The sequence below is a fragment of the Paenibacillus melissococcoides genome, from assembly GCA_944800085.1.
GTDB classification, from domain to species: domain Bacteria; phylum Bacillota; class Bacilli; order Paenibacillales; family Paenibacillaceae; genus Paenibacillus_B; species Paenibacillus_B melissococcoides.
Genome location: CALYLO010000004.1, coordinates 567,856 through 594,566, shown reverse-complemented (window position 1 = coordinate 594,566; position 26,711 = coordinate 567,856). Strand labels below are relative to the sequence as shown.

Below are 26,711 nucleotides of genomic sequence, written 5' to 3'. Positions count from 1 at the left end.
GTCCAGCATTTATATTACTGTGCATCCACTTTAACAATTGCGTTTGCCATCGCCCAACCAAGTACAGGATCGTTTTCATGAATGACCTGCCCCATGTAGACGCGCTCCTGAAATTTTGGTCGGAGCGTTCAGCGTTTAATGCCCTGCCTAATCTCGATCATTACAAATCCTGCGTTTGCCATTGCCGTAGAGAATTGCGTTGCATTGTATGGGTCATAACATATTTCTTTGATGTTCCAGCCTCGCCGCTCTGCTTCTTGTGGGATATAGGCCATTACAAAGTCATAATCAACTACCGCGCCAGGCGTCACCGTTAGCCACCCTTCCTTTATCCATAGGTCATATGGCATCTTGTCCGACTGTTTACGTTCAGCCAGCTTTTCCTCTGGAATAAATGAGTGACTAAAGACGGCTAGACGTCCGTCCGGCAATTCTATGTCAAAGCTGCAACTGGTTAGGTCAGTTGTACGTGACAAATCGATTCCAACAACCGCATCTAGTCCGTTAGTGTCCGGCATCGGATTGTCCTTCGTGGTACCGCATGCTTTCCACTTGCCCATGTCCATGTAGCCGGATAGTTTGGCGTCTACCCATACGTTCATGTTCTTAATTTTGAACGCGACCATCTTTTCAGGATCTGCCAGCGCCATTTTCAACTCGCTTCGCAGCATCTTGAGTCCAGCCGGGTAGCTTGCGACAATAGGGTTTGCTTTAATCCAGTTGCGTTCATCGGTAATGTCGTCATCTTCGTCCAACTCATTGACCATAGCAAAGTATTCGTCATTTTCTAGGTCAACATTTGGATCGAGCAGCTTTGATACAAAGTTGTACTCTATTCGATAACATGGATGGTTCAGATTTCGTCCCGCGGTCGTGATAATCATGAGTAACGGCTCTTCGCGGGCTATCATACCGGATGCTAAGACGTCGTAAAACTCCGTGGTTTTGTGTAGGTGATATTCATCCACAATCCCACATTGTACGTTTGTCCCGTCACCTTCTTTGCCATCCTCTTTCGAGAGAGCTTCCATAAAGGATTCTGATTTAAGGTGCTGGATCTGCCCGTTAGCTATCTTGATGGTTCCTCGTCTAATGAGTTCAGAGCAACCTTTTAGCATTGCGGCAGCTTCGTTCCAAACAATCTTGGATTGCTTCTTTTTCGTGGCAGCACAATAAACCTCGGAGGCATATTCCCCGAAGGCGATGGTTTCATATGATCCAACGCAGGCCAGTGACTGCGACTTGGCATTTTTTCGCGCTACCTGCCAGTAGGCTTTATTAAACCGCCGATATCCAGTATCGCGATGCACCCAACCGTAGATATTTCCGAATACAAACTTCTGTATGATATGCGGTTCAATATGCTGCCTTGCTAACGCGCCTTTACGGTGTTTGAAAAGCCGCATCCAGTCCAAAAAACGCTCCGCGTACTCTTCGACAAAGACATAGGGAAAATCGCCTGTATCTTGTCGTTCAAGGTCGCGCAGGAACCGCCTACACGCCTGTTTATGCTTCTTGCACGCTACTATTTCACCGCTTATGACTTGCTCGGAATACGAAACTAGCTCATCAAGAATCATATATCACCGAAACGATCCGTCACCGGATCAGATTCTTTGGGCTTCTCGTCTTTAAGAGCTATTTTTGTTCTGTCATAAACGGTTAAACCGAACTTACTTTCATATGCTTGGAGTAGCTTGATGGTAGAATTCAAGGCCGTTAGCGCCGGATTCGTGACGTAGGTTATACCTCCGCGCGAATTTTCATTTACTAACGTATATCCCTTTTCCTCCACTTCGGTTCGAAGCTCCAGCATTCGGGCATGTAAGTCACAATATTGAGCAAGTCCATTTACATCTAAATTCGTCAGCAATTCGGTTTCTTCAAGCTGCTTTACCAAGTCTCGGAACATTTTTTTTGCCTTATCATTCAGCCAAGCAGGCGCTCGGATGCGATCCCTTCTTAAGCGGCTGCTTATTTTCTGTTCCTTGTCCTGTCGCTCAAACTTCTGCTTTTTCGTCAGATGTCCTTTTATCAAATGCAGCGGTTTCGGATTCCTCCCCATCGTCACGTCACCTCCTTGCGTACCCTAAATTTGATTTCAGGAAATTTTCGTGCGCTTGAGGGGGCAGCGCTCAACGCCTCATAGCCTCACGTTTTTGACCCTAGGGGGGCGTCATCGGAACCACGACGGACTGTATCAATCGCGGTTGGTCCCCCACACCTAGGACACCTCAAGCCATCTCGTACCTTGTGACTTCGTTCGACGTAACCACAATCCTTATCCAAGCAATAGTGAGTCGTGAGTTTTTGTTTCACAATGTCCCTCCTTCCTATAACGCTCGTCTGCTTTCCTCCCGCTTTCAGTAGCTCCTATCAAGTCAGTAACCCCTATCCTTCCATCACTACATGAATGCATCCCTATTAAGCCAACACTACCACCCCATTCTTTAGGTAGTGGCTCACCCATCGTTATGTTCACCAACGCAATCATGACATCAGGTACATGTACATTCTTTTCAACAACGCCGCACTGCCTGCACTTATATAACAAGGATCCCGAACTCAACCCCTAATCCCTCCATCCCCTCGAATAAAGAAGCTCCATTCAAAGCGCGTATGATGCTATGAGCAAGGCTGTGATCGCTGTTATTCTAGCTGCCCGCCCATAATTACGGGCATCTATTTGTTTTTCCAAATAGCGAGCATTGATTAATATAAGGATCACAATCGAAACCTTAATAGCAATCGTTGTATAGTCCATGACCGAAACCTCCGTCCTCTTTGGCCGTCTTCCTATCATGACATCGCTTGTTCATTGGTTGGTGGTTCTCTGGGTCCCAGAACAAGTTGTAATTGCCCTTGTGTGGTTTAATATGGTCCACTACATCAGCAGCCAAAGGAACCTCTTTCCCTTTGCATTCATCACATACACATAGCGGATGCAGGGCGAGGTACTGTTCCCGGTATTTTCGCCAGCGCCGTCCGTATAGTTTGGCATATGAGCGGCTTGGCATCGCTTGTGAAGCTGCTGCCTTGTGCTTCTCGCAGCAGCGTTCTGTCGTCAACTCCGGGCACCCTGGCTTGCTGCAGGGTCGCTTAGGCTTGGGCGGCATCTTCATCCCTCCAACATCTCAGCGGTATCAGGCATGTTTGTGCCACTCCATCCCACTTGCCCCACGCGCAGCGCCGACACTTGTCTGGCTGTTCCCGCTCCGATGCACAATCAGGACAGTTCAGCTTTTCAAAGAATCGGATCTTCTGCTTCTCTTCATCTTCTCCCCTGAATATCTCAGTACGGTACTTCGTGTGTCCGCAAGCGTGTGTTATTTTGACACAACGCTGCAGCCTGTCATGTCTCTCTGCCATGTCTGCGTTCACCCCGGTTCCTTGGTGGTTCCGTTTCTCGATATGCTGTTACTCGTACAAGCCATTTAAGAAACTTCATACTCCCATTCCTTTCTATGCATAATAAAAAGCCGCTGAATAATCAGCGACCACGGAATCATGTAATGCTTGTAAAACGTATTCTCATATATAAGTGGCTTTTGTATGGGGTGAAATCACCGTCTACTTATATGTGGCGATCGCACGACAAAAACACGGTTCCCGCTTCCACCACGACAACACGTGTAAAAACATTTGTTTTATTCTTTACACGTGTAATAACATGTGTTATAATATAATCAGAAAGGAGGTAAACATGGTCAACCTTGATAAAGCGTACTCATCAAGAGAAATAATCAAAATCCTAAAATCAGATGGTTGGGTACATAAGAATACAGATAAGGTGACCACTGGCACTTTGTCCATCCAACCAAAAAGGGAAAAGGTTTTCTGTACCCTCTATCCCAAGAAAGATCTAAAACCGGAGAACGACAAAAAGCATCTTCGAGCAGGCGGGGCTGATTTAAGCCTGCCTCTCCCAAGGAGGTTAATCATATATGAGTAAGTACATTTATCCCGCTGTGTTCCGCCCAGGCGAGCCAGACGAAGGCGGATATACCGTGACGTTCCCCTGACTTGCCGGGCTGCATTACCGAAGGTGATACCCTCGACGAAGCCTTGCATATGGCGAAGGATGCCCTTGGTGGACACCTTTACTTGATGGAAGAGGATGAAGACGATATCCCGCAGCCATCGAAGCCGGACTCTATCCAATTAGAAGCCGGTACATTTGTGTCTCTTATCCAAGTGAATACCGATTTCGTCCGCGAGCGTATCCGCAACAAGGCCATTAATAAGACACTCACAATTCCAAAATGGCTAAACGATGCTGCTGCCGAGGAAGGGATCAACTTCTCCCAGACACTTCAAGATGCATTGAAGGAGAAACTTGGTGTTAAGGACTTCTCTTAATGAGGAGTCCTTTTGATTGCAACAAAAAAAAACACCCTCTCAGGTGCTTAATTCATTACTATATTCAGCCGCTTACTTTCCCTTGCTGGAACAAGTCGTATTTGCTTATGAAGTCTGTCCAGTACGACTCATCACCAACGACTGATTGGTCGTGCATCCAGATACGTCTTGAGTCACTTTCAACCTTAGTTACGTTTCCGAGATTTACTATTATTTCATCTGACACCGCAACGAATCTAGGATCATTCCTCACGTACATCATTGTCATTTCTTCATCCGGAATTAGTTGAAATAATCCCATGCTGGTTACAGCCATTAGAGCGCCGTCCACATTGATTAGATCCTCTATAATCTTGCCTGCAATCTCGCAAGGCTCCCCATCTTTAGAAATGGCCAACGTGTACTCCTTATTTGTTACATGGTCTTTATAGCGTGCCATTAGCTCTTGCTCTGTCATCCCCGGCATGATCTCACCTCTGATTACTAGATAGTATCAGTATAACCAAGAATGAAAGAGTTAGCACTTTGATTTGAGGCATATCCCGCTCCATCAAGCAACCACCAGAGCGGGTACATACCGACCAGGATTGCCCAATCCTTCCACAACCGTCAGATTGACGGATTAGGTTATCCCTTCCATGCCTACATATCGGCGTTTCCGCTGCGGCCTCTTTGTTGTGGCTCGATAATGTAGGGCTTACTGATCACCGCTGATTATGGGGGCTCAGTCGGCCAGCCTTTGCATACCGCATACTATGAGTACACGGCCCGGCGGACTCCGAGAACAAAGCTCCTTCAAAAGATGCTGTCCGTTTAATGGACATCATCAATTTGGGCACCCTTGTTTTAACCTCGCGCACGTCCGCACGGGCAGCGCCTTTACGCTACTGCCATAATACAATCATACAGGCTTTTTCTCCTAATGAACTGCAAGATATCTGCAAAATATCTGCAAAAAGTCTGCAATGATTTTTTACGGCTCCTTATAGACTTCCAACCGAAGCGCGAAAGCAAGCCGGTGCATTGCTTTGGACTTGGCGAGGTAATAGCTCCGCTCTGGCATTCCCATTTCGACATATACGTTAATGTCCGTTACTCCCTCATCGGTCAGATAACGCTGTTCTATGATTTCACGTTGTGTGTCTGACAACTGCCCTACGGCCCGCATAACTTGCTCGTACTCCCGCTGCAGCTTTTCCTCCCGGTCTACGTTGTATGTGGATAGGTCGCCTGTCTGGTCGCTTGTTACATTGGTGTTGCTTCGCGGCATGTCGCTGTATGTGGCCGTTACCTTGGCCTCGCGACGAATAAAGCCAAACCGCTTATAGAGCATTGCCGACTCCAACCGTTCCTCTACTCTTCTCCAAGTCTCATTTTCATCAAGAGTGAACATAGCGAGTTGTCCCATGCTCCCCTTTTCCGTTCCTTCCCGCTCCCTATTCGGCCCACTTTTAATCTTTATCTCCTCTCCGCCCGCACATTCCATGCATTGAAAATCATGCGGAGACTGGTTCCCAAACGTATACTTTGTTGCAGGTTTGCCGCATGCACACCACAGGCGAGAAACATTGTCACGTAACTGCTTTGTCCCGCCTTCTTGAGTCTCGTATGTGATCGGGCCATGTCCCATTTCTGGAATGGCGGACGTAATGACACGATCATTTTTCATCTCGTTCATTTATCCTCTTCCTTCCCATGGTAATGTTTATTGATTGTTACGAAGTTGAATCCATTCGTCAGGAATGCAATGGCCAGAATAATCAAAGGCCACTTCAACCATTCATACATCCCTTAGGCCCTCCAATTCTTTCATCTTGTCATACCACCAGTTCTTTACCTTCCTGTTCAGCGATCTTTGTTGTTGTGTATCTATAGCTCCATGTTCCTTCATCTGCTTTATAGCCAGCAACCAATAGTCTGAGTAATTGCCGATAACTTCACTATTCTTATAGACAGGTCCATTACTCATCCCCTGTACCTCCTGCGGTAAGGCATAAAGCGAACGGGCCAATATAAAATGCATGTTGTCGTCTTGCGCCGAACCCAAGCATCCAGTATCCGATGATCCAACGGAGAAGATTAAAATCAAACTCTACTTTCATGTCCGTTTCACTTCCTCCCGTATCAACTCTATGTCGGCCCCGAATCGCTTTTTAATCGCATTCACGAAGCCTTCCAATTCATCAAATGACCAATTTTCTTCTTCACGACTATTGATTGACTCCCATTTAACGCGGGTGCCTCTGCGGTTGGGTTTCGCCCACGAGACTGGTTTCATGCCGTTGTTCAGCATTTGTAGCCAAGCGGACATCTTCAAAGCAGAGTATTGCAAATCATCAAGTGCGACCTTATCCGTCATCGAGGAAAACCGCATTTCACCGCTCATCCGCACTAAATTTAACTCTCCTGTTGCGCCCATCTTATTCACCCTTCCCCTCAATAGCCCAATCAAAATTCGTCATTCTAAGCTCGTTCTCATCGTATCTCTTTCGGGCCTCCGTGATTCTGGCCTTTATCTCATCCACTCGTTCTTGTGCCCAATTCAAGTCCGATTCAAGTTCCATGATTTCATCAGTTATGCGGCCTTCTTCTTCCTCCAACGAGGCGAACTGTTTACTTTTCTGCTCCATCTTTTGACAATGATCGCACAGGTCCAAACCTTCTAAGGATTTCATTTCTTCTGCCGGCCGCTTCTCTCCGCATCCTTCGCACTCTTTTGGTTCAACGGCTTGTTGCCTCTTTATCCGTTCGCGTTCGTGATACTCACGGTACCACTCCCGCCACTCTGGGTTTTCTGTCAATCGGCCCCGACACTTAAAACAAACTGCAAATGTGATCCCTGGTAATTTGATCGACTTGGTTTTATTGCTGATAAATCCGCAGTGTGTGCATTTATATTGCTTCGGTACTACTACCCTAGCCATTGGCTTTCCCTCCGTCCTTTTGACTCAAGAATATTTCAGGAATAATTCACGTCGTTTTTGACAAGGAGGGCGAAATATAACCCTCCCCGCCACTGCCCACAAAATTGTGGTGAGTAATTTATCCATTCACTAGGCGATCAGCAATATAGAAGTTCCCCCATTGATCCCGCTCCGGGAGCAGCGTCTTAATATCCTGATATTCGCCCGTAGCAAGCCGTACAGCCAATTTTTGACCGCACTTGCGACAGCGGATCTCTATCTCGCCCCCACGGATATAATCACTTCCCTTATCCCGGCAATTCGGATTTTTACACCAGTACCGGCAGCGGTAGTGCGGCACCCCGTTCTTATACTTGATCCCGGTCTTCCACCATTCTGGCTCGTCTGCTGGAGCCGCTACAGCTTCCCCAATCGAAACACTAAGCGTGCGTTCCGAATGAAGCAGAGGCGGCTTGCTGACTTCTATCGAATCCCCGGCCGGCTCTTGTGGTTCGCTCCTTAGAACCGGCGCTGTCCTCGGCTTCGCCTCTGCCTTTTGCAGCAGAACATCAGGTTCCCGCCGGACTGCCTTCGCCTTTGATGTTGTTGGCTCCGCTCCCCCGGCCGCTCGCCCTGGCACTAGGCTGCTGAATATTCGCATGAACCCGCGAATCAGGGCCGACTTGTGCTCATGGCTCGCGTCCTCCATTTCAATCTGTCCGCTGGCTGCTCCGTTTTGAACATTTACTTTTATCCGACTCATTCAATACCCCACCTTTTCACGAATATATGTTCGATTCGATGCATGTGCGTATGCGCGCTCTACGGCCTCGTAGAGCCTCTTTGATGTCTGGATGATGATTTACACTAGATTAATTTTATAATCGCTAGAATAGGTCGTTCCGTTCGCCTCACGCTGTATTGATGTTTCCCACACTTGATCCACAACTGCAAGGTAATCCAGCGGCACCCGCCCTGCATCCACCTCATACGCATGGACGTCGAAATCCAAAATACTCATGCTACGCTTGCCGACAGGCTTCTTGTATTCCGTCCAGTATGGCCGTAGCGCCGTGTATGGGAGTAGATATTCTTTCTTCTGTTTTTCAAAACTGACAAGTACAAAGGCTACGGCCCCATTCTTATGACACTTTTCCAAATGTTCGTATTGATGATCGGGAAGCTTGCACAAGTCAAATCTAGTAGGATTTTTGGTAGATTTCGCCTCGAACACTATCGCCCGCCCTCGATATACGCCGTCAAAGTCAACCGTTGATTGCTTTTCGAAAAACCCTGATATTACCCGGCTCCCCTGGCTGCGGGTTACCTTGACCGGAGTCGGCCGCTTGTTGATTACAGCAAGCCCCTGACTCTCATACAACCGATTAGAATATTCAATTAACTCTTCAAACGCCATACCGCGGTTACCGTATTCCATCTGGCATCCTCCTCCCTAATGCTCCTCCTGGGCGGTTTCTGATATGTCCTTTCCGTTTCTGGTCCATTACCAATAGCCCTATTTCGTCTGCATCCCGGGCGAACGCACGGGCAATATCCGTTACACAAAAGCCTTCTTTCCACATCTGCCGGAATACTTCAAGATCCCTTTGTTCCCACATAAAATCCATGTCGTCACATGCGATATATGCCATCTCTACCACCTTCCCGGATACGGGCTGGGCCGGCGCTTCTGACCATCGCGATCCCGGTATGGGCCGATCTTTTCCATCCGCTCCCGTTCCTCTGGCGTCATTTGCCGCTCTACAACGTCACTCGCCTTCCGGTCTCTGTCGTCCCTCTCGGGATCTCTGCGAGGCACAGGCTTCTTTCCTGACTTGTACGCGAATCCGTCTATCATCTCGAACCCTCTTTGCAATTGGGGCACGGTCCGAACTGCGTCATTGCCCCTATGCGCTTGATAACCACCTTACTACCGCCGCAAATAGTGCAAGTTTTCATGGATTTCTCCTCCTATTCCGTCCGTTTACATGAATCAACTTTACCCACGGTTCGATCCGTTCCATAATCCGTGCCGCCTTCTTCTTGTGCTGCTGCGGTTCCATCTTGTCGAAGTCCTTCACGTTGCTAAGGTGCCTTTCCAGCTCGGTCATTGTGAGGTTCGAAGTATATAGCGTAGGCTTTTGCTCCATACGCCGCTGCAGTACTGGCCCTAACACTTCATCCCTTGTCCAAGTCGTCAACGGCTCGGCCCCAATGTCGTCCAGTATCAGTACATCCACATCTCGTATTGCATCCAACTTCTCGCTGACTGTATTGGTCGATATAGCACCTTTCACTTCTTCCAGAAAATCCGGGACATACACCATTGCGACCGCTACACTACGGTTAGCCAACTCATGGGCGACTGCTCCAATGATTTTCGTTTTCCCGATCCCCATGCCCCCGTAAAGATACAGGCCTTTGACCGTTTCACCCTCTTTAAAATCCAAGCAGTATTTCATACATTCTGTTATGGCTGCCTGCCGCTGCGGATCGACGTCCAATTGTTCAAACGATGATTCTGTTATTGATGCTGGCATATGATGGCTTTTAATCATGTGTTTTATTTTCTGCTGCTTGTTTAAAGCCTGTTGTAAATGGCACGGCAGCAGCCGGAAGTTGAGCAGTTCCAGGTACGGCGGATCCGAATCTGGCACCAACCTATGCCCAGGAAACTCGTTTTGGCAGGTATCCAGCCCCGTACAAGCCCGGCAATTATCACAATTACGGGTATAGTTATATAGCTCGCTTTTCTTGCTCTTCTTTAGGTCGCAATCAGGAAACTTTTCCTTGAGCGCAACTATATCCGGGTGATGCTCAAGTTCTGCTTCCATACGCGCCAGACGTTCTTTGTAATTCGGCGGGATTACCTTAGCTTCACCTAAGACCGCGCCCATATCTTTCAACCGGTATCACCTCGCATTTTCTTGAGTTGCTCAAGCAAATCTATTACGTTCTCCTTGCCTTTCTCTCCGGGCGGAACGGCATCCACCTCCGGGACGGCACCCGACGCCTCTGCAGCGGGAACGGTACCTTGCTGGGCGTAAAGAGAAAATATGACTGGGGAACAGTATTTCAAGCTTTTAATCTCATCGCGGTTGTGCTTTGGCTTGAAGTTGTCAAAGGAATAATCTATGCCTTGCAGCACTACTCGTAACGGTATGCGTTCGACAATGTAACTATCTACCTCATCCTCGTCTATCTTCGTAAGGTAGAAGCCTTTGCCTCTGCGACTAAGATACTTATAAGCAACCTTCTGTCGATATTCGTGAACTGAAATCATTGGTTCAGAGTCCGTATCTGAAGTATCAGGAACGGGATCCTGTTTTTCATTCAGTCCAAAGATTGATTCGATATCATCCGAACAACAACTATCTTTCTCATCATTCTTTTCATTCTCTTTATTCTTTACATTCTTGTTTGTGCTCATTTGTTGCTCATTTGTTGCTCGTTTGTTGCTCACTTGCTGCTCGTTTTGTTGCTCATCATCGTTGTCTGAACCTTGATAAAGTGCCCAGTTATCAATGGTTACGACGCTAAATTTGTTGCTCGTTTTGATGCTCAAAAATCCGCCTTTTTCGAGCGACATCAGCCATCTCCAAACGGTATATTCTGAAACTTGATCCTTCTTCTTTAGACCGCTGTTATACTCCGAATGAAGCTCAAATCTACCGGTTACAAATTGTCCTGGCTCGAGCAAAACTGTCTGATTCCCGACAATCTGCTCGCGCCGTTTATGGGTTGCCGTAAGCAAGCAGATTGTCCATAGCCGATACAATTGATGATTGTTAAAAATGGCATTGTATCGGATCTTTCTATGAAGTTTTATCCAGCCTTGCATACCACCCACCTGCTTATAAAATAATTTCTATTGTTCGAGGACTGTTTGGCTTGCGTCTGATCTTCCCTTGTGCTTCTAAGGCATCAATATGACGTTGCACTGTGCTTGTGGATGCAAGTCCCACCTTTTGCCCAATCTCTCGCACTGTTGGTGGATACCCTTTTGCAAGTACATGTTCTTTAATAAACTCAAAAATTGCTTGTCGTTTAGGACTAATCTGACCCCGCATGTATTTCACCTTCTCCCTAATACCGTATTGATTATGTGCGCTACCAATCGTCTGAACCGTATGCCTTCTTGTGTGCCGTCCAGCCACCGGTGACAGTCTGTGCAAAGATGCAGCAGATCCGTAACCTTGGTTTTCCAATCAAGCTGTTTCCGTCCGGTCAGGTGCGCCCTCTCTGTTGCCCATGCCTTCTCACAAATTTCACATATGCCCTTGCTCCGTTCCTTTAGTTCCGCATCCACAGACGGGCTTATATCGCCCATCTGCTTCTGCGTCAACTTCATTCGCTTACTCTTGCCCGGTTTCGGAACCGGATTAAATGGTAGTGTCATCTTGCCACCAACTCCGAAAAGTGAATGATATGTTTAAGTGTCTTGGTCTCGCGGCAATAGCGGCATTTCTCACACCGTTGCGGCTCTGCCCCTCCAAACTTCACATCCAGTATCCGCGGCATGTATCGCTCTATTTCATCCAGTGCCCGTTGAATGTCATAAGCATTGATGCTAATAACTGCTTTGTCTGGTGGGTCTTCCTTAGACACTGCTATGATGTACGGCTCTATCCATCCATCTCGGCCTAACCTACGCCGTTCTACCTCTGCATATAAAGACATCTGCGTTACGTATCCCTGTGCTTCAACGAATGAGACATATCCGCCTGCAGGGTCCCATACTTCCTTGGTTATCGATTGAACAGTCTTAATATCGCTGAATCTAAAATTGTTAGGCTCATAGTTATCAATCTTGATCTTCCAACGTGTGCCAGCGAACTCCGCAGACATAATTACTTCCTTCTGACCTTGTAGTAGGAACATACACATTGGATCGTTCTCTAAGGCGGCAATCATAGCTTCTGCCTCTTTAAACTGGCTTTTTAGCTGTCCTTTTGACTGCCCCCGTGTCGAAATGATGCTCGGCGTAGCTGTTTTGAATTCCTCTAATGCTTTCGCCCCTTCAAAATAGGCATGTACATAAGAACCGACTAGGAGAGCGTCAGAAGGCGGCTCCTGCCAGCCTCCTAACTTCGCCATTGCCATTGCCTCACACGTCCGGAAGTCTTTATACTGGCTGTTGCTCATATACTCCCAATTAGCTTCAGCAGAATAGTAGTTATTGCTGTTCAGTTGCAGCATTATCCTCACCGCCAGACTCTTCCGCCGCCTTACCTTTCTTTACTGCGGACTCTTGTTGCTTCAAGAATTCCTCTTCTGCCTTCGTAGGCAGCGCAATTGGCTTGACCGTGAAATAGTCCTCTCGCTTCGCCATACCGTCACGCAGCGCCTTCCACACGTTACCTATTCGAAGATAGTCGTTCTCTGTGAAAGCCTCTTGGTTGCAGCCAATGTATTCTTCCAACATCTCTTTGCTGACACCGTATTTTTCTTGGAACTGCTGGAATGCCTTGCGAAGACGATCCGCCAAAGGTTCCGTATATCCACTGACAAGAGTCTTTTTACATTGGTCAAGTGCTGCATCAACGATGTCACCAGGAATCACACCTAGGATGCAGGCACGCATGCGCCGCGCTCCAAGGTTAGCAACTAGCTCATAAATGTCACGAGGATCATTCAACTTATCAATGTTTCCCTTTTTCTTGCGTTCGTGGCGTGCCGTGAATGTCATCTGACGCCGAGTATTCGTTTCAATATCCCATGCGTAGGCCATGACCTTGGATTCCCCTTGCCGCTGCTCGAGCTCTATTAACCCATAGTCGATATTGCCCCAGTTCTGCGCCAGAACTTCAGCAAGCCTGATAGATGGGCCACTTACTTTGCTGCCGCCCTTTGGAAATTCATATTCCGCCTCTTCCGCCAGCTTCTTACGCTGGCAAGCTTGCATGATACGATTGAATGATAATTGCTGATCCCTAGGGAATTGTTTTGCCATGAAAATAGCAGCCTTAACCTCTTCTGTTTGGCGTGTATTCGCCAGCTGCGCCGTTACTGAAGGCAATGGTGGCGGCTCAGTCGGCATCATGTAATTGGCATAATCCATTTGCTGATTATCATCGAAACTCATCTATTGATTCCTCCAGAATTTGTGATATAATGCACGTAACTATTTTTATTACTGTGTTGAATTGGTCGCGGCCCCCACCGCGGCCATTTCGCTTTCTGCTTGTAGCAAAAGATCGATGAGTTCTGTTAAGTCGTGTTGCAAGAACCAAGCTATATCTGAGAGTGCAGCAGCCGTTGATGCTCCAGTGGTGTTATTTTGCAACTTCGCTAGCAGGCATATAGCCTTTCGAAGTTCTTCCATTCTCCCAATTCCCCCAATCTAGTGGTTTTCTCACCATGATATAGACCGAACATTCTATAGCTTCTTTCATACAGGCCTCGCAATGCGGCTGTTCTTCTTCGTAGCAAAGGTATTCTGCCGGCTTTCCGCATCCACATGTTGGCCTCATCTTCCTACACCACCATCAAATCCATACTTCCGGCCGAGCTCGTCCATTTGGGCACTCAATTGCTGTCTGATTTCCGGATTTCGCTCTTCCAAAAAGCGATTGTAAAGTGGCATGTATTCTTCGTATGCACGTTCGATTTGTGCCCGTTGCTCAATGGTCATGATTGCGTGTCCTCCTCGTTCAACGCTTCATACCAAGCCTGTGCCCCGCCGATTGTTCCAAACACTAGATACCGAGATAATTGGCAAGCATTACGATCTGCATCACATGCTGCCGAAATCCAGTGACTTTCTTTGGACATTTTGCTTCCCTCCGTTCAATTTGCTTGCGAATAATTGCTTGTTGCATTGGGCTTCTCTCACCCCAGATTTCTGCAAGTTGTTCTAAAGTCATACCAGCACCCCCACATCTCCGCGTTTTCTATGTCCTACTGTCAGCAGCTTGTCCATTCTTACTGCCGCCTTCTGCCACTGATCAACAATAGAATCTTTCAAGTTGACCCAATACTCCGAATGACTTACGAGAATCGCCACAATCACACCAAGCAGGCTAACAACTGTCTTCTTACCTACGCTTCGTTTACTCATTTGTCATCCACCTTTCCTATATTTGGCTTTTATATGGTTCTATTTCCCTATACAATAGAGTTATCCAGACACTTTTGAAGGGAGGTGAAACTATGACAATACCTAAAACCGCAATTGATAAAGTCGACTTTAAGAGCTATCACATTACACGTTATGCCGATACTGTAGAAAGCTTAAAATCAGGTAAAGAAGTGCAATTCGGCCCTGATACTAAGGTGATGTTCCTAACTCATTCTGCTCAGATAACTGGAAACGTGGTAGACGCTTTATCTGATGGAGTCGATGAGTCAGAGACAAGAACAGAAATATTTCTTAAAACTTTCATGCGTACAATTACCAATTCAATCATCAAAGAATTAAGTGGTGATGAATCGGGGGCACCCGTCGAATCTGCTGCGTTCTCCAATATTTTCAAGGTTATCAACTTAAAAAACGTGGAAGTCATGATGTTCTCTAATCCAGAGAATATATTCAGCTACAATCACATGACTCTTTACACAGATCAGATTGTTGGTATTTCTTTTGGAGAGTAACTTTTAAATCCTCAACATCACCTTTGAAAGTAGGAGCTACCACGATCACGGTAGCTTCTTTTTTTACGCTAACCATTGCTACAGCATCTTCATATTCTTCAACTGCTGCTTCAAGTGATTCGATAGCCTTCTTCAATCTTTCCAAACCTTCGATTTTCACTTTCACTGATAATCCATCCATGTTCATATCCCCTTTCTTAATTGGCCTCAGTATTTTCGTTCAAATACTTTTCAACGACTTCCTGAATTTTTGATGCACCGTCAACATGGTCAATGTAACCTTTCTCAATGTCGATACAGATATCAATCACTTCGTCCCAAATAACTGGATTCAAATCTACTTTCATGCCGATTCTCCTTTCTTTCTTGGCTCGCGATCCATCAAAGGAACAATTCCCCGCCGCTGCAGCAATTCATGAATGAACAACCGTCCTTTTTGAGTCCACCGCGTGTTCATTGTTACGTCTGGATCGCCATTACTCCGGGTGATGTCGATCGTTTCAGACTTGGTGTATCCTTTATCATGATGCTGGCGGTACAAGAGCCATTGCTTGTTCTGCTTGTACTGTACTTTCTCTTCATGAAGGATTAGATTCAGTGCCTGTCCGCTCATTCCGTAGTCCTTGGCAATCTGCGTAATCGTCACAGTGCCTTTTGACTGTAATATGCGGTCAAGGTAGCTTATCTTTGGTTCATACTCTGCCACGCGCTGTTCCAGCATCAAGGACTTGGTTTCTAATGCTTGCTTCTCTCGCTGCTCGGTAATCCATTGTTCTGCCCGTTTGATTGGGTCATCGATCATATAAGATGGAACCGTCACAGAGTATGAACCTGTTTTGCGGATTGTCGGCAGCACATCCCCCGTAATCCACTTCCGGAATGCTCGGGCTTCTGGCTTGCGGCTCTCCAATATCACATCGTAAAGGCCGTCTTCGTTAATGATTGTTGTTTCTTGTTCTCTCCCTAGGGAATCTGGGATGGGGTAAGTTGAACTTACGTCATCTCCTAACCGCTCCTTGACCATGCGGCTGTTGCTTAATCCCAACACTTGGACAACATCCTTCAAAACAAACCATGGTGACCCATCCTTGATTACTGTTCTGACTTCATTACCTACATACTGGAACACTTGTAATTGGTTCATATCCTTTCCCCTTTCCTGTAATTGTCTGGATATCGTTCTCCCCCATCTGTAGAATGAAAGTGTCCAGCTTGTCACTCTATGTAGAAGGGAGGCGTAAATCTCATGATGATAAAAGCTAGTGAATTTAAAGAGTTTATAGAATTAGTTCATTCAAGCAAAAACCATAAGGATGATTGGGCAATCACTCTATATTCAAAAGAAAAGGTTGGCCCATCAGTTTCATTCCCTAATGGAGAGCCAAAGCAAGAACAGCCAGAATTTCGAGTGAAACTTGTATATTGCTGCTCATCATTTAATCTCGTTTTTGAAAAGAGATTCAGTGAAGAAGAATTCTCGAATGAAAATATGGAATTCAAAATCTCTGAATTAAGGGCGATGTCTGTTGTGAAAGAATTTGAGCGAATCAAGCTCGATTACTCAAGACAATTAGTTACTGTCCACGATGTTCATGGCGACTTATAATCATGTAACGGAATGCTTGCAATTTGAGTAGCTGAGCTGCAACCTCGGCTACTCTCGTTGTGAGTACTGTCATGTTGAAGTCCGGATTTGTACTATATTTCGCAACCTGCTCTTCTAAGCTTTCCAAGCAAACATTCAGAACATTTTCAACTCGATCGATACTCGCTGTTATTTTCTCAATGGAGTCCTTTTTCTGAAGTTCCTCCGCTAAAATCTCCCTTACACGTTGTTCCGTTAATTGGTTCATGCTGTTTTATCTCCTCTCTACTGAGCGTGCTTTTCATAAATCGTCTTGCTTACCGATAAATCAAGTTTGAAGTGATCCACCATGGACATTAAACTCACCGTATCCTCTAAGATCGGCTGCCGAGCTACCAACATGTCGGGAGTCATCTGCCCTTTCTTGAGCATCTTCGGATGACCGAACTTGGACGATACCGCCTTATCCGCTATGGTGTTGGCTTTGATAAAATCCCTACGGACTGGCTGACGCAATGAGCTGCTTAGATTACGCATTGCTTCTCGTTGATGCTCCTTGTCGAGCATGCGGAATACCTGGAAGCCTTCTAGTCCTGTGGATTGGCGAAGGGTTTTAATCAATTGCTTCACCCATCGTTTGAAGTCCTTGGCTTCGCTGCGCTTACTATTAAAAACTGCTTCGTACATTCCTGTTTCGGATATGATCGATACATATTGCTCGCCGCCATGGGTACTCAGTAAGTGAGTATCCTTTTCGTCACTATCAACCAACCGGGTTAAATTGTAAGCATCCCGGTAACCTAATGCTTTGGCTACATCGCTGGCTACCGCCCACCAGTCATTAGGTTCCTTCTCTACAAAGCGGATATCGTAACCGTTCCAGTTCTCTACTCGGACGTTCATGCTGGTTCAGCTCCTTTCTTATAATTGTCTGGATATCTCCACCTTTTCTCTATAGAATGAAAGTTGTCTAGGCTTATCAATCTATCAAGAAAGGAGACGTCAGATATGAAAAAGTTAAGTTCTTCTGATCTTGCTCAAATTCAAAACAATGCCTTAAAACGGTTCGCAGATACCTTACCCGACGATGATGGACTCGCAGCAACGGTTGGAAAAGCCGCAGCAATAGTCGCTACTCTCGTGATTGATGAGTACCATAAAAAGCTTCAGGAGGAGGAATGATAGCGGATAGTCTGCTATTGATTTCCTCTATTATTTTTTCAACATCTACCGCCGTAGCTAATTCAGCAGCGGAAGGGTTAGCATTCCTCGAAAGCAACGAAGGATAAGCAACCGTATTTGAGTGTGCTACTTTTTTGGTACACTCAAATACATACTCCATGGCATCGTAAGAAATATTGTTTCTGTTCAAGACTTCTAATATCTCGTTCGCTACTTTCTCAACGTCCACCGTTTTGTTCAATCTGTTTCATCTCCTTTCATTTCCCTTCTTTGCTGTTTGAGTAGGAATCTGACTATAAACCACTCAAGTCTTTCTCTTGCCTCATTGGATAATTTGTTTTTCCATACACCATTGTTGAATGTTGTGCTTCTTTTTTCTTCGAATTTCCGTTTATCCATCCATACTCACTCCTTGTGATTTATTTAAGAGTAAGTATGCTCATATTCACTTCGATTGGCTCATGCTGTTATATATAGGGCTTGTCCCTCAAAGCAACTCTTAAGAGTTGCCCGCTTTCAATAATTCAACTTCAGTATTATCTTGATTATCTTGTGGCTGTTTATAAGTCCCGTTTTCGATTGCTCGAAGTACCGCATTTAAGCAAACTCTATGCAGATACTCTTCGACATCAGGCGGGAAACGTTTTCTGTCCATAATCACCCCTCCCTAAAATATAGATATGTTTATGCGAATATGGGACGACCCTCTAAATTACTAGTCGTTTCATAATTTCGCTAAAAGCGGATTCCTTACCAAAAAAAATATGGTCTCGCGGGGTTCTGTATACATGCTCGATCATCTCAACCTTGCTATAAGAGATGTTTCCAGAGTCCTTTTCCCAAAGCTGTAAGGTTCTTTTGCTTATATTCAAAAGTGCCGCAGCTTCTTCCTGGGAGTAACCGAATTTAATTCGTAGCGATCGTAACGTGTCTTTCATTCGCTCAGGAATAGCACTCATGTTCGTATCACCTCCTTGATTCACATTGTATTACGCTTTAAGCGGAATTGCAAGCATTAATTTTCGTTTAAAGCGAATATTTTTTCGTTTTTGGCGTTGTATTTTTCGTTTAAAGCGGTATAATAATAGGTAAATAAAAAAACGAGGTGCGGATTGTGACGGACAGCAAACTTAAAGAAATATTCGCCAAAAACATTCATACTTTGAGAAAACAGAGGAACATGACGCAAGGTGAATTAGCCGAATTGTTAGGTGTTGGTGTATCAACTGTATCGGATTGGGAGAAGGCTAAAAAATTGCCGAGGGCAGGCGTGATCGAAAATATCTCGTCTCATTTCAACATTCCAAAAAGCAAACTCTTTGAAGAAGCTAATGGCCGGAGCTACATGGGTGTCTCAGAAGTTGCAATGGTTCCTTTGATTAAGAGTTCCCCAATTACCGACGAAATAGTTTCCCTTGAAAATGTGGAAAGGTTTGAAGCAACACCACTTACATGGGTATCAGGTGGCGAGTATTTTTATATTCGAGCAAATGGAGATGGCATGGTGAATGCTCGAATTCATGACGGCGACCTACTCTTAATACATGCCCAAGATGATGTTGAAGAAGGAGAAATAGCTGCTATTCTTTTAAGCGGGGAAATTGTTTTGAAACGTGTTTTCAAAAACGGCGGGATCGTGGTACTACATTCCGAAAATCCGAACTATAGCCCCGTCTTTGGCAATGATGAAACTTGTTCTTTTAAAATTATTGGAAAGCTCAAGAAAGTTCTTTTCGATATGTAGAGGTGAATGATATGGTTGTTGGCATTTACATTCGTGTATCTACCGAAGAACAGGCTCAACACGGTTTTTCAATTGATGCACAAAAAGAAAAAATGATTGCGTATTGTAAATCTCAAGGGTGGGAAGAGTATAAATTATACATAGACGACGGATACACAGGCACAAACATGGATAGACCAGCCCTCAACAGGCTAGTCAGACACATAGAGAACCAGAAAATCAATCTTGTTGTTGTATATAAACTGGATCGACTAAGCAGAAGGCAACGGGACGTACTGTATATCCTGGAAGAAATATTTGAAAGGAATAATGTTGGCTTCAAATCAGCCACTCAGCCTTTCGAAACGACAACGCCATTTGGAAAAGCTATGATTGGTGTCTTGGCCGTGTTCGCTCAATTAGAACGCGATATGATTGTAGAAAGAACCACAGCGGGAAGGAGGCAAAGAATCCGTATGGGAAAATGGTACGGGGGCAGAGAACCATTAGGTTATTACTGGGACAAAGAAAAAGAGCAATTGATTATTGTACCTGATGAGGCACTCCTAATTAAATCAATCTTTGATAAATACAAGGATGGTGCATCACGTCTTTCTATAGCTGAATGGGCACGGTCGCGTTGCAACAGTCGAGTAATAGACCATGCAGTTATTAGGGATATTCTAGTCAGGAGAATATATATTGGCGAATTAAACGATGGCGGAACCTGGATTAAGGGGAACCACGAACCTATTATCGATTTAAAAACATGGGAAGATGTTCAAAGGGAAATACATAACCGAGAAGAAGGCGCTACTCCAAAAGGCGAATACCTACTTACTGGTTTACTGAAATGCGGTGTGTGTGGGGAGAATGTCGTTCACGTAAAACGGATAACAAAAAGGTATGGGAAGGTATATGAATACCATTTGTACGCTTGTAGAAATCAACATGTACGAAAAAAAGAAAGAAGCAATAACTGCTCGTTGGGATATAAATCGAGGAAGAATGTTGAAAAATATGTGATTGATCAGTTGAAAACGATAACGCTTTACCCCGATGAATTCAAAGAAGCCCAACAAACATTAAAGGTCGATGACAATTCGGAGTCAGCACTGTTTTCGCTGGAAGAAAAATTAAAAAAAATTACATCAAGTCTGGATAATCTTTATGAGGCCATACAAGAAGGAGAAATAAAAGCCTCCTCAGTAAGTGGTAGAATAAGGACGCTTGAAGAACAACGGGAATCTATTGAAAACAGTATAGAGGATATATTGGTTTCAAAGCCGGTGAATAGAAGTAACGATGATTTATTCAACATTATAAAAAATGTTGGCATGGCATGGGATTACCTAACAGAGGACGAACAAAAAACCGCCATTCGAAAAGTCATTAAATCTGTTACATTACAAAAGGATAAGGATCCGATTATTGAATTGAATTTTTTATAAATTGTTTTTCATATTTATTATGATTCGATAAGACTTTTCATAAAATGAAGATGCAGTACGACTTCGGGTTGAGCAAAATCTACGAGCTCGTCATTAACTCCAACCCGTGCTATGCCTTCCTGCTCGAGGGCAACTCGCTCATTCAGAACAAGCTGATCGTCGCGCATGTGCTGGCGCATTGCGATTTTTTCAAGAACAATGCCCGCTTTTCCGCCTCGAACCGCAATATGGTCGAGAGCATGTCGGCGACGGCCGAGCGCGTCATGCAGTATGAGCTGGAATACGGGGCGCAGGCGGTGGAGAGCTTCATCGATGCCGTGCTCGCCATCCAGGAGCATATCGATCCGCAGATCGTGCGGCCGCGGACGCTCGACAAGCAGCGCTATATGGAGCTGAAAATGCGCGAGCAGCGCGAAGGGAAGCCGCCCGGACCGCCGGGGGCGTACGACGATCTGTGGGCGCTCGAGGAAATGAAGGCGGCGATGCGCTCCGCCTCATCCCGATCGGAGATGGCCGACCGCCGCTTCCCGCCGGAGCCGGAGAAGGACATCGTCTGGTTCATCCAGGAATTCTCTCCGGTGCTGGAGGATTGGCAGCGCGACATCATGACGATGCTGCGCGATGAGATGCTTTATTTCTGGCCGCAGATGGAGACCAAAATCATGAACGAGGGCTGGGCCTCGTATTGGCATCAGCGCATCCTGCGGGAGCTGGATCTGACACCGGAGGAGACGCTCGAGTACGCGAAGCTGAACGCTTCGGTCGTGCAGCCGTCGCGCCACAGCCTGAATCCCTATTATTTGGGCGTAAAAATATTCGAGGACATCGAGAAGCGGTGGGATAACCCGACGCAGGAGGAGCGAGAGCGGTTCGGCCGCGAGCCGGGGCAGGGCCGCGCCAAAATTTTCGAGGTGCGCGAATTCGACTCCGACCAATCGTTCCTGCGCAATTACTTAACGAAACAACTGACGGAAGAGCTGGACCTGTACATTTTCGAGAAAAAGGGCCCGGAATGGAGAATTACCGATAAATCATGGGAGAACATCCGCGATCAGCTCGTCTACTCGCGCGTCAACGGCGGCTTCCCCTACCTCGTCGTCGAGGACGGCGACTATCACCGGAACGGCGAGCTGTTCCTGAAGCATCATTATGAAGGGCTCGAGCTCGATCTGAAATATCTCGAACGTACGCTGCCGTATGTCTACACGCTATGGGGCAAGGCCGTCCACCTCGAGACGAAGGTCGAGGAAAAGACGGTGCTGTTCACCTATGACGGGAAAAAGGTATCGCGGAAGTTCATGTAACAGTCTAATATTTCCGTTCGCTATCAAAAGAAGCTGGCCTCCCCTTCTTCAAGGGAACCAGCTTCTTACTGCATAACTATTGGATCTCATTTCATTGTGGTAAAATAGAAATGAAGGCAGGTGATGAACATGTCCATCCCAAAAGATACTTTGGAACAAAATTTTAAACATAAATCTGTCGTCGAACTCGAAGATCTTGTACATTTCATCGAAGATCACTTCGGATATCATGTAACCCTAAGTAAAAAAGTTGACACCGTCCCATTTTCTAAGGAACAAAAACAGAAGCTGACATCCGTTATCTTCAAGGACCCAGGTGTACTTTATCAACTGAAGCAAGCCCGCGATGATCGTCAGAAAGGAATCTCAACTTACAGTGACAGCGAAGAAGAATTTGCTCAATTGTTAGATGAGGTCTCTGATGACCGATCGTAAATATCGCGTAATGTGGACAAGCTATGCGCGAGTGGCCCTAGCTCGCATGCAGCCGTACAAAGTCGATCCCATGCATGTCTTTCGTCGCTCGAAAGATGTGCTGCGTCATCTTCCACATGAAAAGGCTTATGGTGTTTCAGACTTTCCTGGTTTTGAATTCAACGGTTATTTCTGGACTTTAATCGGCAATGCCATTCTTATCTACAGAATTGATCATAGTCTTCTACATGTCTATGTCGATGCCTGCTTCTATGCCAATAATGCTGAATCACATGAAATATTTTGGGGTATTGAACCGGAAGAGGAATGATCCATTCACTTACAACAATTTTATCTTCAAGCATCAAGATTTCCCCCACAATTTCCTGCTATAATACGATTACGGGAGGAATCATGAGGCACGTATTTCAATTTGGCTCTGTCACTATTCCATACGAATTGACGCGGAGCAGCAGACGCAAGACCATGTCTATCTCCGTTAATCAACAAGGGGTTAAAGTGATTGCTCCTGAAACTGCAGAACATCAAGTCATAGAAGAGATCTTATATCGAAAGGGAGCTTGGATTCGCACTCAATTGCTGAACTTTGAGGAAATGAAGCAGACAAGTCTCCAACGAAGATTTGTATCCGGTGAAAAGTTGCCTTACCTCGGAAGACAATACCGCTTGATAGTATGTAAGAAAGCCGATGTCGAAACACCTAAGCTAAGCTTCTATCAGGGGCAATTTCGTGCCGAGCTTCATCGCGATGTTGCCGAAAGCCAGCATCGGGACCTTATCCTGCCATTATACATCGATTGGGTTAAGCATCGGGGGCTTGTAGTGGCAAAAGACCGGATGAAAAAATTCACGATAAAGTTTACTCACCAACCGAAGGCAATCATAATTAGAGATCAGGAACAACGGTGGGGCAGCTGCACACCGGCAGGCAACATCATATTGAACTGGCGCATTTTTCTGGCACCTGCGTCAGTTGTAGATTATGTGCTTGTTCACGAATTGGCGCATCTTAAATACATGAACCATTCTAAGGAATATTGGGATACGGTCCGCATGCTTCTTTCTGAATATGAAGAGAAAAAAGAATGGCTTCGATTGAACGGTACTCTCCTGAACGTATAATGAAGACCAACCCAAAAGCTTTTGCTAAAGGCTGGTCTTCTCATTTTCTTGCTCCACTATCCTCGATGCATAAACTTCTAACTTCGTACCCGGGCTCCATTATTTCTTACCGTACTGCGTTTCAGCAAGTGCAGTGAAATAACCTGTCAACATGGAAGCCTCATTGATATTCATATTCCTTTCTACAACAAGCCTTACTTTAAGTTCGCCTGTCAACTGTCGTTTAAAGTCCTTCTTGGATGTCCAGTCGCTGATTGGAGTAACACGCTCTTCAATGAACTGTTGTACCTCGATCGCAATTTCCTTCAATTCATACTCTGTGCGTTCTTCGCATACCTCGTATAACTTATTGAAATATGGCTCTTGCAAGTAGGTTAATCCGCTAGTCGTCTTGCCGCTTGCTTTCTCCACCAGTTCATCACGAACAGCATTCAGCCTCTCTAACAGTTCATCAATCGTAAGCTGCCGCTCTTTATACCGCGTGAGCAGTTCTTCAACTTTCTTCTTCAAAGACGTATAGAACACTTCGTCCTCCCCGATACGAACAGAAATCTCCTTCTTGATCGCATGCTCCATCTGGGCCGCTTTTGTCTCGGGCAGTGTATTCTTCTCTAATTCTTCTTTAAAGGACACGTCCAAAATCGATACAGGATCTCTAGCATCAATGCCTGAGGAATAGATATGGTCATATACGAGCCGTTTGACCTTCTCGCCACAATCGGAAATATCCATGCCGTCATCGATAGAGAAGCGCGATTTTGCTAATTGACGAATAGAACCTAAGCGCTTCAGATCAGGCAGGAATTTTTCAACCTTAGGACTTGGCATCACCTTATCCATACTTTGTGCAAAGCGTTTGTATGCGATCTCGAAATCAGCCCTTACATCTTCATCCACTAACCGCAAAATGCTTTCTTCCCACTGATTCGGCTTCAAACCATCAAAGAAACGCATCGCTGCACGGTGGCGCTGCTCCAATCTCGGCATTTCATCATCAATAGACTGCAAAGCTCCTTGCACATCATTAGCACTAAAAATCTCAAGTGCTTCATCCAGAAAGCGAGATACGCCAAAGTAATCGACAATCAAGCCATACGTTTTATTCGCATCGTACTTCCGATTCGTACGCGCAATCGCTTGCAGTAGATTATGTTCCTTTAAGGGCTTATCCAAATACATGACTTGTTCTATCGGTGCGTCGAATCCGGTCAATAGTTTATCGCATACAATCAACATCGCTAACTTATCTTCGGCAAACGGCTTCTTAAACCGCTCAATCAGCTTCTTCTCTTCATCTTTCGAAATATGGTATTTAGGTAAATCCCCTTTATCATTTTGCGCCGCCGAAAAAATAACCGCCGTCTCGAATTGCCCCATCGCAACCTGATCAATCAGCTTTTTGTATTCAACCGCCGCATAGCGGGATACGGCAACGACCTGAGCTTTATAACCGTTTATGAGAATATGCGATTCGAAGTGACGAACGATATCCAACGCAATTTCCTTCATTCGCTCCGGTGCGGTCAATAGAAGCTGGTCATTCACATATTTTTGCTGAATTTTTTCTCTAGCGTCGTCATCATATTCAAAAAAAGTACGAGCAAACAGTTCATCCAAGGTGTCGCCCTTCATATGCAGGTTCGGCAAACGCGATTCATAGTGTATCGGTATCGTGGCCCCATCCTCAACTGCTTGCTGGATCGTATACTTATCGATGTAGGAACCAAACTTTCCGGTAGTGGATCGGGTCTTCTTATCGATCGGCGTCCCCGTGAATCCAATAAAGGTCGCATTCGGCAGTGCCTTGCGCATGTTAAGCGCCAATCCTTTATATTGTGAACGATGCGATTCATCGGTCATGACGATAATATGCTCGGATTCGGAAATGATCGGAAATGTCTTGTCCTCATCGCCCTGAAACTTTTGAATCAGCGTCATAACAGTCGCTCCCGGCCCTTTGGCCAGTTGCCGTTTCAAGTCCGCTACAGATGCTGCTTGCGTCGGATTGGGAAATCCAGCTTGTTGGAACGTCTTCGTAATCTGATCATCCAGGTCTTGACGATCGGTTACAATGACGAGCATTGGGTTAGCCAAGGAAGCTTGCCGTCTAAGCTTCATGGCCAAATACACCATCGTTAACGATTTGCCGGAACCTTGCGTATGCCAGACAACACCGCCGCGCAGGGAAGGCTTGGTCTCGTTCATCATGCGTTCAATCGTCTTATTTACCGCACGATACTGCTGATAGCGGGCCAGCTTCTTCACCCTGCCATCGAACACGATAAAGTTGCGCATCAAGTCCAGCGCCGAATCTTTGCGCAGTATGCCAGAAACGAGCACATCCTGCGCTCGGCGGCTTCCAATTTGTTCAAAGGTGTAGGGATAGGGATCTTTCCATAGTCCATAATGCTGCGGCTTGGCAAATATCGTTCCCACGCGGGCCCGATCCCGACTCGTTACGATTAGCATCTGGTTATACCAGAACAGTTTCTCGTTCGTCTTCATATAGCGTTCGAATTGGCGCACCCCTTCGGGCAATTGCTTGTCCGTCTGCAATTTGGGGCTCTTGCATTCAATAAGTACAAGCGGTAAGCCGTTGATATATACAATCAGATCCGGACGGATGGTGCCGGAGGCATTTTCGATGACAAGTTGATTGACGACAATATAATCGTTATTGTTCACATCTTCATAATCAAACAACCGAACAGTCTGATTTTTCTTGCCCGCTCCGATATCTTGCATGACCGATATCCCTTGCCCGAACAACCACTCGAATACGGTCTTGTTCGCATGCCACAGATCATCGGCTTGCAACGATACGAACTGCTTCACAACCCGCTCTACGTTCGATTCATCGATCCACGGATTTAGCTTCCGGATCGAAGCTGCCAAGCGCCGCTCCAGCAATACGCTCGCTTTGGACATGCGGTCGTTTTCCAGCTTCGAACCTTCAATGTAGGTATAGCCGTAGCTTTGCAATTGCTCAATTAAGGGCTGCTCAACCTCGGTATATTCTACAGGATTCACGTCTAATCCACTCCCAGTAAGGAG

General features: G+C 45.8%; 38 protein-coding genes and 4 pseudogenes. 10 read left to right on the top strand and 32 right to left on the bottom strand.

What is annotated here, in order from left to right; all coding sequences use genetic code 11:
- Positions 1-20: 20 nt before the first annotated feature.
- The 4 genes and pseudogenes from OCY70_RS17610 to OCY70_RS17595 all read right to left on the bottom strand — a co-directional run.
- Positions 21-1,580 (bottom strand): annotated as a pseudogene (locus OCY70_RS17610) (terminase large subunit); the annotation flags it as partial.
- Complete coding sequence (locus OCY70_RS17605; RefSeq protein WP_213430758.1) at positions 1,577-2,065, bottom strand: phage terminase small subunit P27 family; 489 nt, start codon at positions 2,063-2,065, stop codon at positions 1,577-1,579. The pseudogene OCY70_RS17610 and the gene OCY70_RS17605, both read right to left, overlap by 4 nt.
- A 543-nt stretch (positions 2,066-2,608) precedes the next feature.
- Positions 2,609-2,764 carry a hypothetical protein gene (locus OCY70_RS17600; protein ID WP_213430757.1) on the bottom strand — a complete coding sequence of 52 codons (156 nt, stop codon included), beginning with the start codon at positions 2,762-2,764 and terminating at the stop codon, positions 2,609-2,611.
- Entirely contained in the window at positions 2,739-3,017 is a 279-nt protein-coding gene (locus OCY70_RS17595) for an HNH endonuclease signature motif containing protein (protein WP_306433981.1), read from the bottom strand. Before OCY70_RS17595 ends, OCY70_RS17600 begins: the two co-directional genes overlap by 26 nt.
- 686 nt (positions 3,018-3,703) lie before the next feature.
- On the opposite strand from OCY70_RS17595, the gene OCY70_RS17590 reads away from it, so the two are divergent.
- Complete coding sequence (locus tag OCY70_RS17590; RefSeq protein WP_261948776.1) at positions 3,704-3,952, top strand: addiction module toxin, HicA family; 249 nt, start codon at positions 3,704-3,706, stop codon at positions 3,950-3,952.
- Positions 3,945-4,359 (top strand): annotated as a pseudogene (locus tag OCY70_RS17585) (type II toxin-antitoxin system HicB family antitoxin). The gene OCY70_RS17590 and the pseudogene OCY70_RS17585 overlap by 8 nt, the downstream one beginning before the upstream one ends.
- Before the next feature lie 64 nt (positions 4,360-4,423).
- On the opposite strand, the gene OCY70_RS17580 reads toward OCY70_RS17585, so the two are convergent.
- The 18 genes and pseudogenes from OCY70_RS17580 to OCY70_RS17495 all read right to left on the bottom strand — a co-directional run bounded on the left by OCY70_RS17580 (position 4,424) and on the right by OCY70_RS17495 (position 14,322).
- Entirely contained in the window at positions 4,424-4,816 is a 393-nt protein-coding gene (locus tag OCY70_RS17580; RefSeq protein WP_261948775.1) for a hypothetical protein, read from the bottom strand.
- A gap of 516 nt (positions 4,817-5,332) precedes the next feature.
- Entirely contained in the window at positions 5,333-6,037 is a 705-nt protein-coding gene (locus tag OCY70_RS17575; RefSeq protein ID WP_249725665.1) for an ArpU family phage packaging/lysis transcriptional regulator, read from the bottom strand.
- Between the two features lie 102 nt (positions 6,038-6,139).
- Positions 6,140-6,328: a hypothetical protein gene (locus tag OCY70_RS17570; RefSeq protein WP_213431292.1), complete on the bottom strand. Its 189-nt coding sequence runs from the start codon at positions 6,326-6,328 to the stop codon at positions 6,140-6,142.
- Between the two features lie 129 nt (positions 6,329-6,457).
- Positions 6,458-6,778 carry a hypothetical protein gene (locus OCY70_RS17565; protein WP_213431291.1) on the bottom strand — a complete coding sequence of 107 codons (321 nt, stop codon included), beginning with the start codon at positions 6,776-6,778 and terminating at the stop codon, positions 6,458-6,460.
- A gap of 1 nt (position 6,779) precedes the next feature.
- Complete coding sequence (locus OCY70_RS17560; protein ID WP_213431290.1) at positions 6,780-7,283, bottom strand: hypothetical protein; 504 nt, start codon at positions 7,281-7,283, stop codon at positions 6,780-6,782.
- Positions 7,284-7,401: 118 nt separating this feature from the next.
- Entirely contained in the window at positions 7,402-8,025 is a 624-nt protein-coding gene (locus OCY70_RS17555; RefSeq protein WP_213431289.1) for a hypothetical protein, read from the bottom strand.
- A gap of 99 nt (positions 8,026-8,124) precedes the next feature.
- On the bottom strand, positions 8,125-8,700 hold the full coding sequence (locus tag OCY70_RS17550) for a Holliday junction resolvase RecU (protein ID WP_213431441.1): 576 nt from the start codon (positions 8,698-8,700) through the stop codon (positions 8,125-8,127).
- A gap of 216 nt (positions 8,701-8,916) precedes the next feature.
- Entirely contained in the window at positions 8,917-9,120 is a 204-nt protein-coding gene (locus tag OCY70_RS17545; protein WP_213431442.1) for a hypothetical protein, read from the bottom strand.
- A gap of 97 nt (positions 9,121-9,217) precedes the next feature.
- Positions 9,218-10,159, bottom strand: coding sequence for a primosomal protein DnaI (gene dnaI / locus OCY70_RS17540; RefSeq protein ID WP_306433993.1), 942 nt, complete (start codon positions 10,157-10,159; stop codon positions 9,218-9,220).
- A 5-nt stretch (positions 10,160-10,164) separates the two neighbouring features.
- Positions 10,165-11,103: a hypothetical protein gene (locus OCY70_RS17535; protein ID WP_261944914.1), complete on the bottom strand. Its 939-nt coding sequence runs from the start codon at positions 11,101-11,103 to the stop codon at positions 10,165-10,167.
- Between the two features lie 19 nt (positions 11,104-11,122).
- Positions 11,123-11,332 (bottom strand): annotated as a pseudogene (locus OCY70_RS17530) (LexA family protein); the annotation flags it as partial.
- Positions 11,333-11,337: 5 nt separating this feature from the next.
- Positions 11,338-11,661, bottom strand: a complete 324-nt coding sequence (locus OCY70_RS17525) for a hypothetical protein (RefSeq protein ID WP_261948774.1) — start codon at positions 11,659-11,661, stop codon at positions 11,338-11,340.
- Positions 11,658-12,461: a PD-(D/E)XK nuclease-like domain-containing protein gene (locus OCY70_RS17520; RefSeq protein ID WP_261945003.1), complete on the bottom strand. Its 804-nt coding sequence runs from the start codon at positions 12,459-12,461 to the stop codon at positions 11,658-11,660. The genes OCY70_RS17525 and OCY70_RS17520 overlap by 4 nt, the downstream gene beginning before the upstream one ends.
- On the bottom strand, positions 12,439-13,347 hold the full coding sequence (locus tag OCY70_RS17515) for a hypothetical protein (protein ID WP_213430857.1): 909 nt from the start codon (positions 13,345-13,347) through the stop codon (positions 12,439-12,441). Before OCY70_RS17515 ends, OCY70_RS17520 begins: the two co-directional genes overlap by 23 nt.
- A 48-nt stretch (positions 13,348-13,395) precedes the next feature.
- A complete protein-coding gene (locus OCY70_RS17510) occupies positions 13,396-13,587 on the bottom strand; it encodes a hypothetical protein (protein ID WP_213430858.1) in 192 nt (63 codons plus the stop codon).
- Between the two features lie 144 nt (positions 13,588-13,731).
- Entirely contained in the window at positions 13,732-13,896 is a 165-nt protein-coding gene (locus OCY70_RS17505) for a hypothetical protein (RefSeq protein ID WP_213430859.1), read from the bottom strand.
- A 64-nt stretch (positions 13,897-13,960) separates the two neighbouring features.
- The gene (locus OCY70_RS17500) at positions 13,961-14,128 is read right to left on the bottom strand and encodes a hypothetical protein (protein WP_213430860.1); all 168 of its coding nucleotides are present in this window, start codon (positions 14,126-14,128) and stop codon (positions 13,961-13,963) included.
- Positions 14,125-14,322 carry a hypothetical protein gene (locus tag OCY70_RS17495; protein WP_213430861.1) on the bottom strand — a complete coding sequence of 66 codons (198 nt, stop codon included), beginning with the start codon at positions 14,320-14,322 and terminating at the stop codon, positions 14,125-14,127. The genes OCY70_RS17500 and OCY70_RS17495 overlap by 4 nt, the downstream gene beginning before the upstream one ends.
- A 92-nt stretch (positions 14,323-14,414) precedes the next feature.
- Between OCY70_RS17495 and OCY70_RS17490 the strand changes: the two genes are divergently transcribed.
- Positions 14,415-14,855, top strand: coding sequence for a hypothetical protein (locus tag OCY70_RS17490; protein ID WP_213430862.1), 441 nt, complete (start codon positions 14,415-14,417; stop codon positions 14,853-14,855).
- Here the strand turns inward: OCY70_RS17490 and OCY70_RS17485 are convergent.
- Genes OCY70_RS17485 through OCY70_RS17475 form a run of 3 tightly spaced genes read right to left on the bottom strand, consistent with a single transcriptional unit; the run spans position 14,794 to position 15,999 of the window.
- The gene (locus OCY70_RS17485) at positions 14,794-15,036 is read right to left on the bottom strand and encodes a hypothetical protein (protein WP_213430863.1); all 243 of its coding nucleotides are present in this window, start codon (positions 15,034-15,036) and stop codon (positions 14,794-14,796) included. The genes OCY70_RS17490 and OCY70_RS17485 overlap by 62 nt on opposite strands.
- A 16-nt stretch (positions 15,037-15,052) precedes the next feature.
- Complete coding sequence (locus OCY70_RS17480; protein ID WP_213430864.1) at positions 15,053-15,202, bottom strand: hypothetical protein; 150 nt, start codon at positions 15,200-15,202, stop codon at positions 15,053-15,055.
- Positions 15,199-15,999, bottom strand: a complete 801-nt coding sequence (locus OCY70_RS17475; protein WP_213430865.1) for a phage antirepressor — start codon at positions 15,997-15,999, stop codon at positions 15,199-15,201. Before OCY70_RS17475 ends, OCY70_RS17480 begins: the two co-directional genes overlap by 4 nt.
- Before the next feature lie 102 nt (positions 16,000-16,101).
- Between OCY70_RS17475 and OCY70_RS17470 the strand changes: the two genes are divergently transcribed.
- Positions 16,102-16,461: a hypothetical protein gene (locus OCY70_RS17470; protein WP_213430866.1), complete on the top strand. Its 360-nt coding sequence runs from the start codon at positions 16,102-16,104 to the stop codon at positions 16,459-16,461.
- Here OCY70_RS17470 and OCY70_RS17465 read toward each other — a convergent pair.
- The 6 genes from OCY70_RS17465 to OCY70_RS17440 form a co-directional block, all read right to left on the bottom strand.
- Positions 16,430-16,708: a hypothetical protein gene (locus OCY70_RS17465; protein WP_213430867.1), complete on the bottom strand. Its 279-nt coding sequence runs from the start codon at positions 16,706-16,708 to the stop codon at positions 16,430-16,432. The genes OCY70_RS17470 and OCY70_RS17465 overlap by 32 nt on opposite strands.
- A 17-nt stretch (positions 16,709-16,725) precedes the next feature.
- A complete protein-coding gene (locus OCY70_RS17460) occupies positions 16,726-17,343 on the bottom strand; it encodes a BRO-N domain-containing protein (protein WP_213430868.1) in 618 nt (205 codons plus the stop codon).
- Between the two features lie 229 nt (positions 17,344-17,572).
- The gene (locus OCY70_RS17455) at positions 17,573-17,863 is read right to left on the bottom strand and encodes a hypothetical protein (protein WP_213430870.1); all 291 of its coding nucleotides are present in this window, start codon (positions 17,861-17,863) and stop codon (positions 17,573-17,575) included.
- Positions 17,860-18,021, bottom strand: a complete 162-nt coding sequence (locus tag OCY70_RS17450; RefSeq protein ID WP_213430871.1) for a hypothetical protein — start codon at positions 18,019-18,021, stop codon at positions 17,860-17,862. The genes OCY70_RS17455 and OCY70_RS17450 overlap by 4 nt, the downstream gene beginning before the upstream one ends.
- A 100-nt stretch (positions 18,022-18,121) precedes the next feature.
- Positions 18,122-18,277 (bottom strand): hypothetical protein, encoded by a 156-nt coding sequence (locus OCY70_RS17445; protein ID WP_213430872.1) that lies wholly within the window; start codon positions 18,275-18,277, stop codon positions 18,122-18,124.
- Between the two features lie 52 nt (positions 18,278-18,329).
- Positions 18,330-18,581, bottom strand: coding sequence for a helix-turn-helix domain-containing protein (locus tag OCY70_RS17440; protein WP_213430873.1), 252 nt, complete (start codon positions 18,579-18,581; stop codon positions 18,330-18,332).
- A gap of 155 nt (positions 18,582-18,736) precedes the next feature.
- On the opposite strand from OCY70_RS17440, the gene OCY70_RS17435 reads away from it, so the two are divergent.
- The 6 genes and pseudogenes from OCY70_RS17435 to OCY70_RS17410 all read left to right on the top strand — a co-directional run bounded on the left by OCY70_RS17435 (position 18,737) and on the right by OCY70_RS17410 (position 23,657).
- Positions 18,737-19,366 (top strand): LexA family protein, encoded by a 630-nt coding sequence (locus OCY70_RS17435; RefSeq protein WP_213430874.1) that lies wholly within the window; start codon positions 18,737-18,739, stop codon positions 19,364-19,366.
- 11 nt (positions 19,367-19,377) lie between these two features.
- Positions 19,378-20,796, top strand: a complete 1,419-nt coding sequence (locus OCY70_RS17430) for a recombinase family protein (RefSeq protein ID WP_213430875.1) — start codon at positions 19,378-19,380, stop codon at positions 20,794-20,796.
- Positions 20,797-20,819: 23 nt separating this feature from the next.
- Positions 20,820-22,100, top strand: a pseudogene (locus OCY70_RS17425) (SpoVR family protein); the annotation flags it as partial.
- A gap of 129 nt (positions 22,101-22,229) precedes the next feature.
- Complete coding sequence (locus tag OCY70_RS17420; protein ID WP_213430683.1) at positions 22,230-22,535, top strand: hypothetical protein; 306 nt, start codon at positions 22,230-22,232, stop codon at positions 22,533-22,535.
- Complete coding sequence (locus OCY70_RS17415; protein WP_213430684.1) at positions 22,522-22,845, top strand: hypothetical protein; 324 nt, start codon at positions 22,522-22,524, stop codon at positions 22,843-22,845. Before OCY70_RS17420 ends, OCY70_RS17415 begins: the two co-directional genes overlap by 14 nt.
- A 155-nt stretch (positions 22,846-23,000) precedes the next feature.
- Positions 23,001-23,657 (top strand): M48 family metallopeptidase, encoded by a 657-nt coding sequence (locus tag OCY70_RS17410; protein ID WP_249725553.1) that lies wholly within the window; start codon positions 23,001-23,003, stop codon positions 23,655-23,657.
- Between the two features lie 99 nt (positions 23,658-23,756).
- Here the strand turns inward: OCY70_RS17410 and OCY70_RS17405 are convergent, their stop codons facing one another.
- Positions 23,757-26,687 (bottom strand): type I restriction endonuclease subunit R, encoded by a 2,931-nt coding sequence (locus OCY70_RS17405; protein ID WP_213430686.1) that lies wholly within the window; start codon positions 26,685-26,687, stop codon positions 23,757-23,759.
- Between the last annotated feature and the right edge of the window lie 24 nt (positions 26,688-26,711).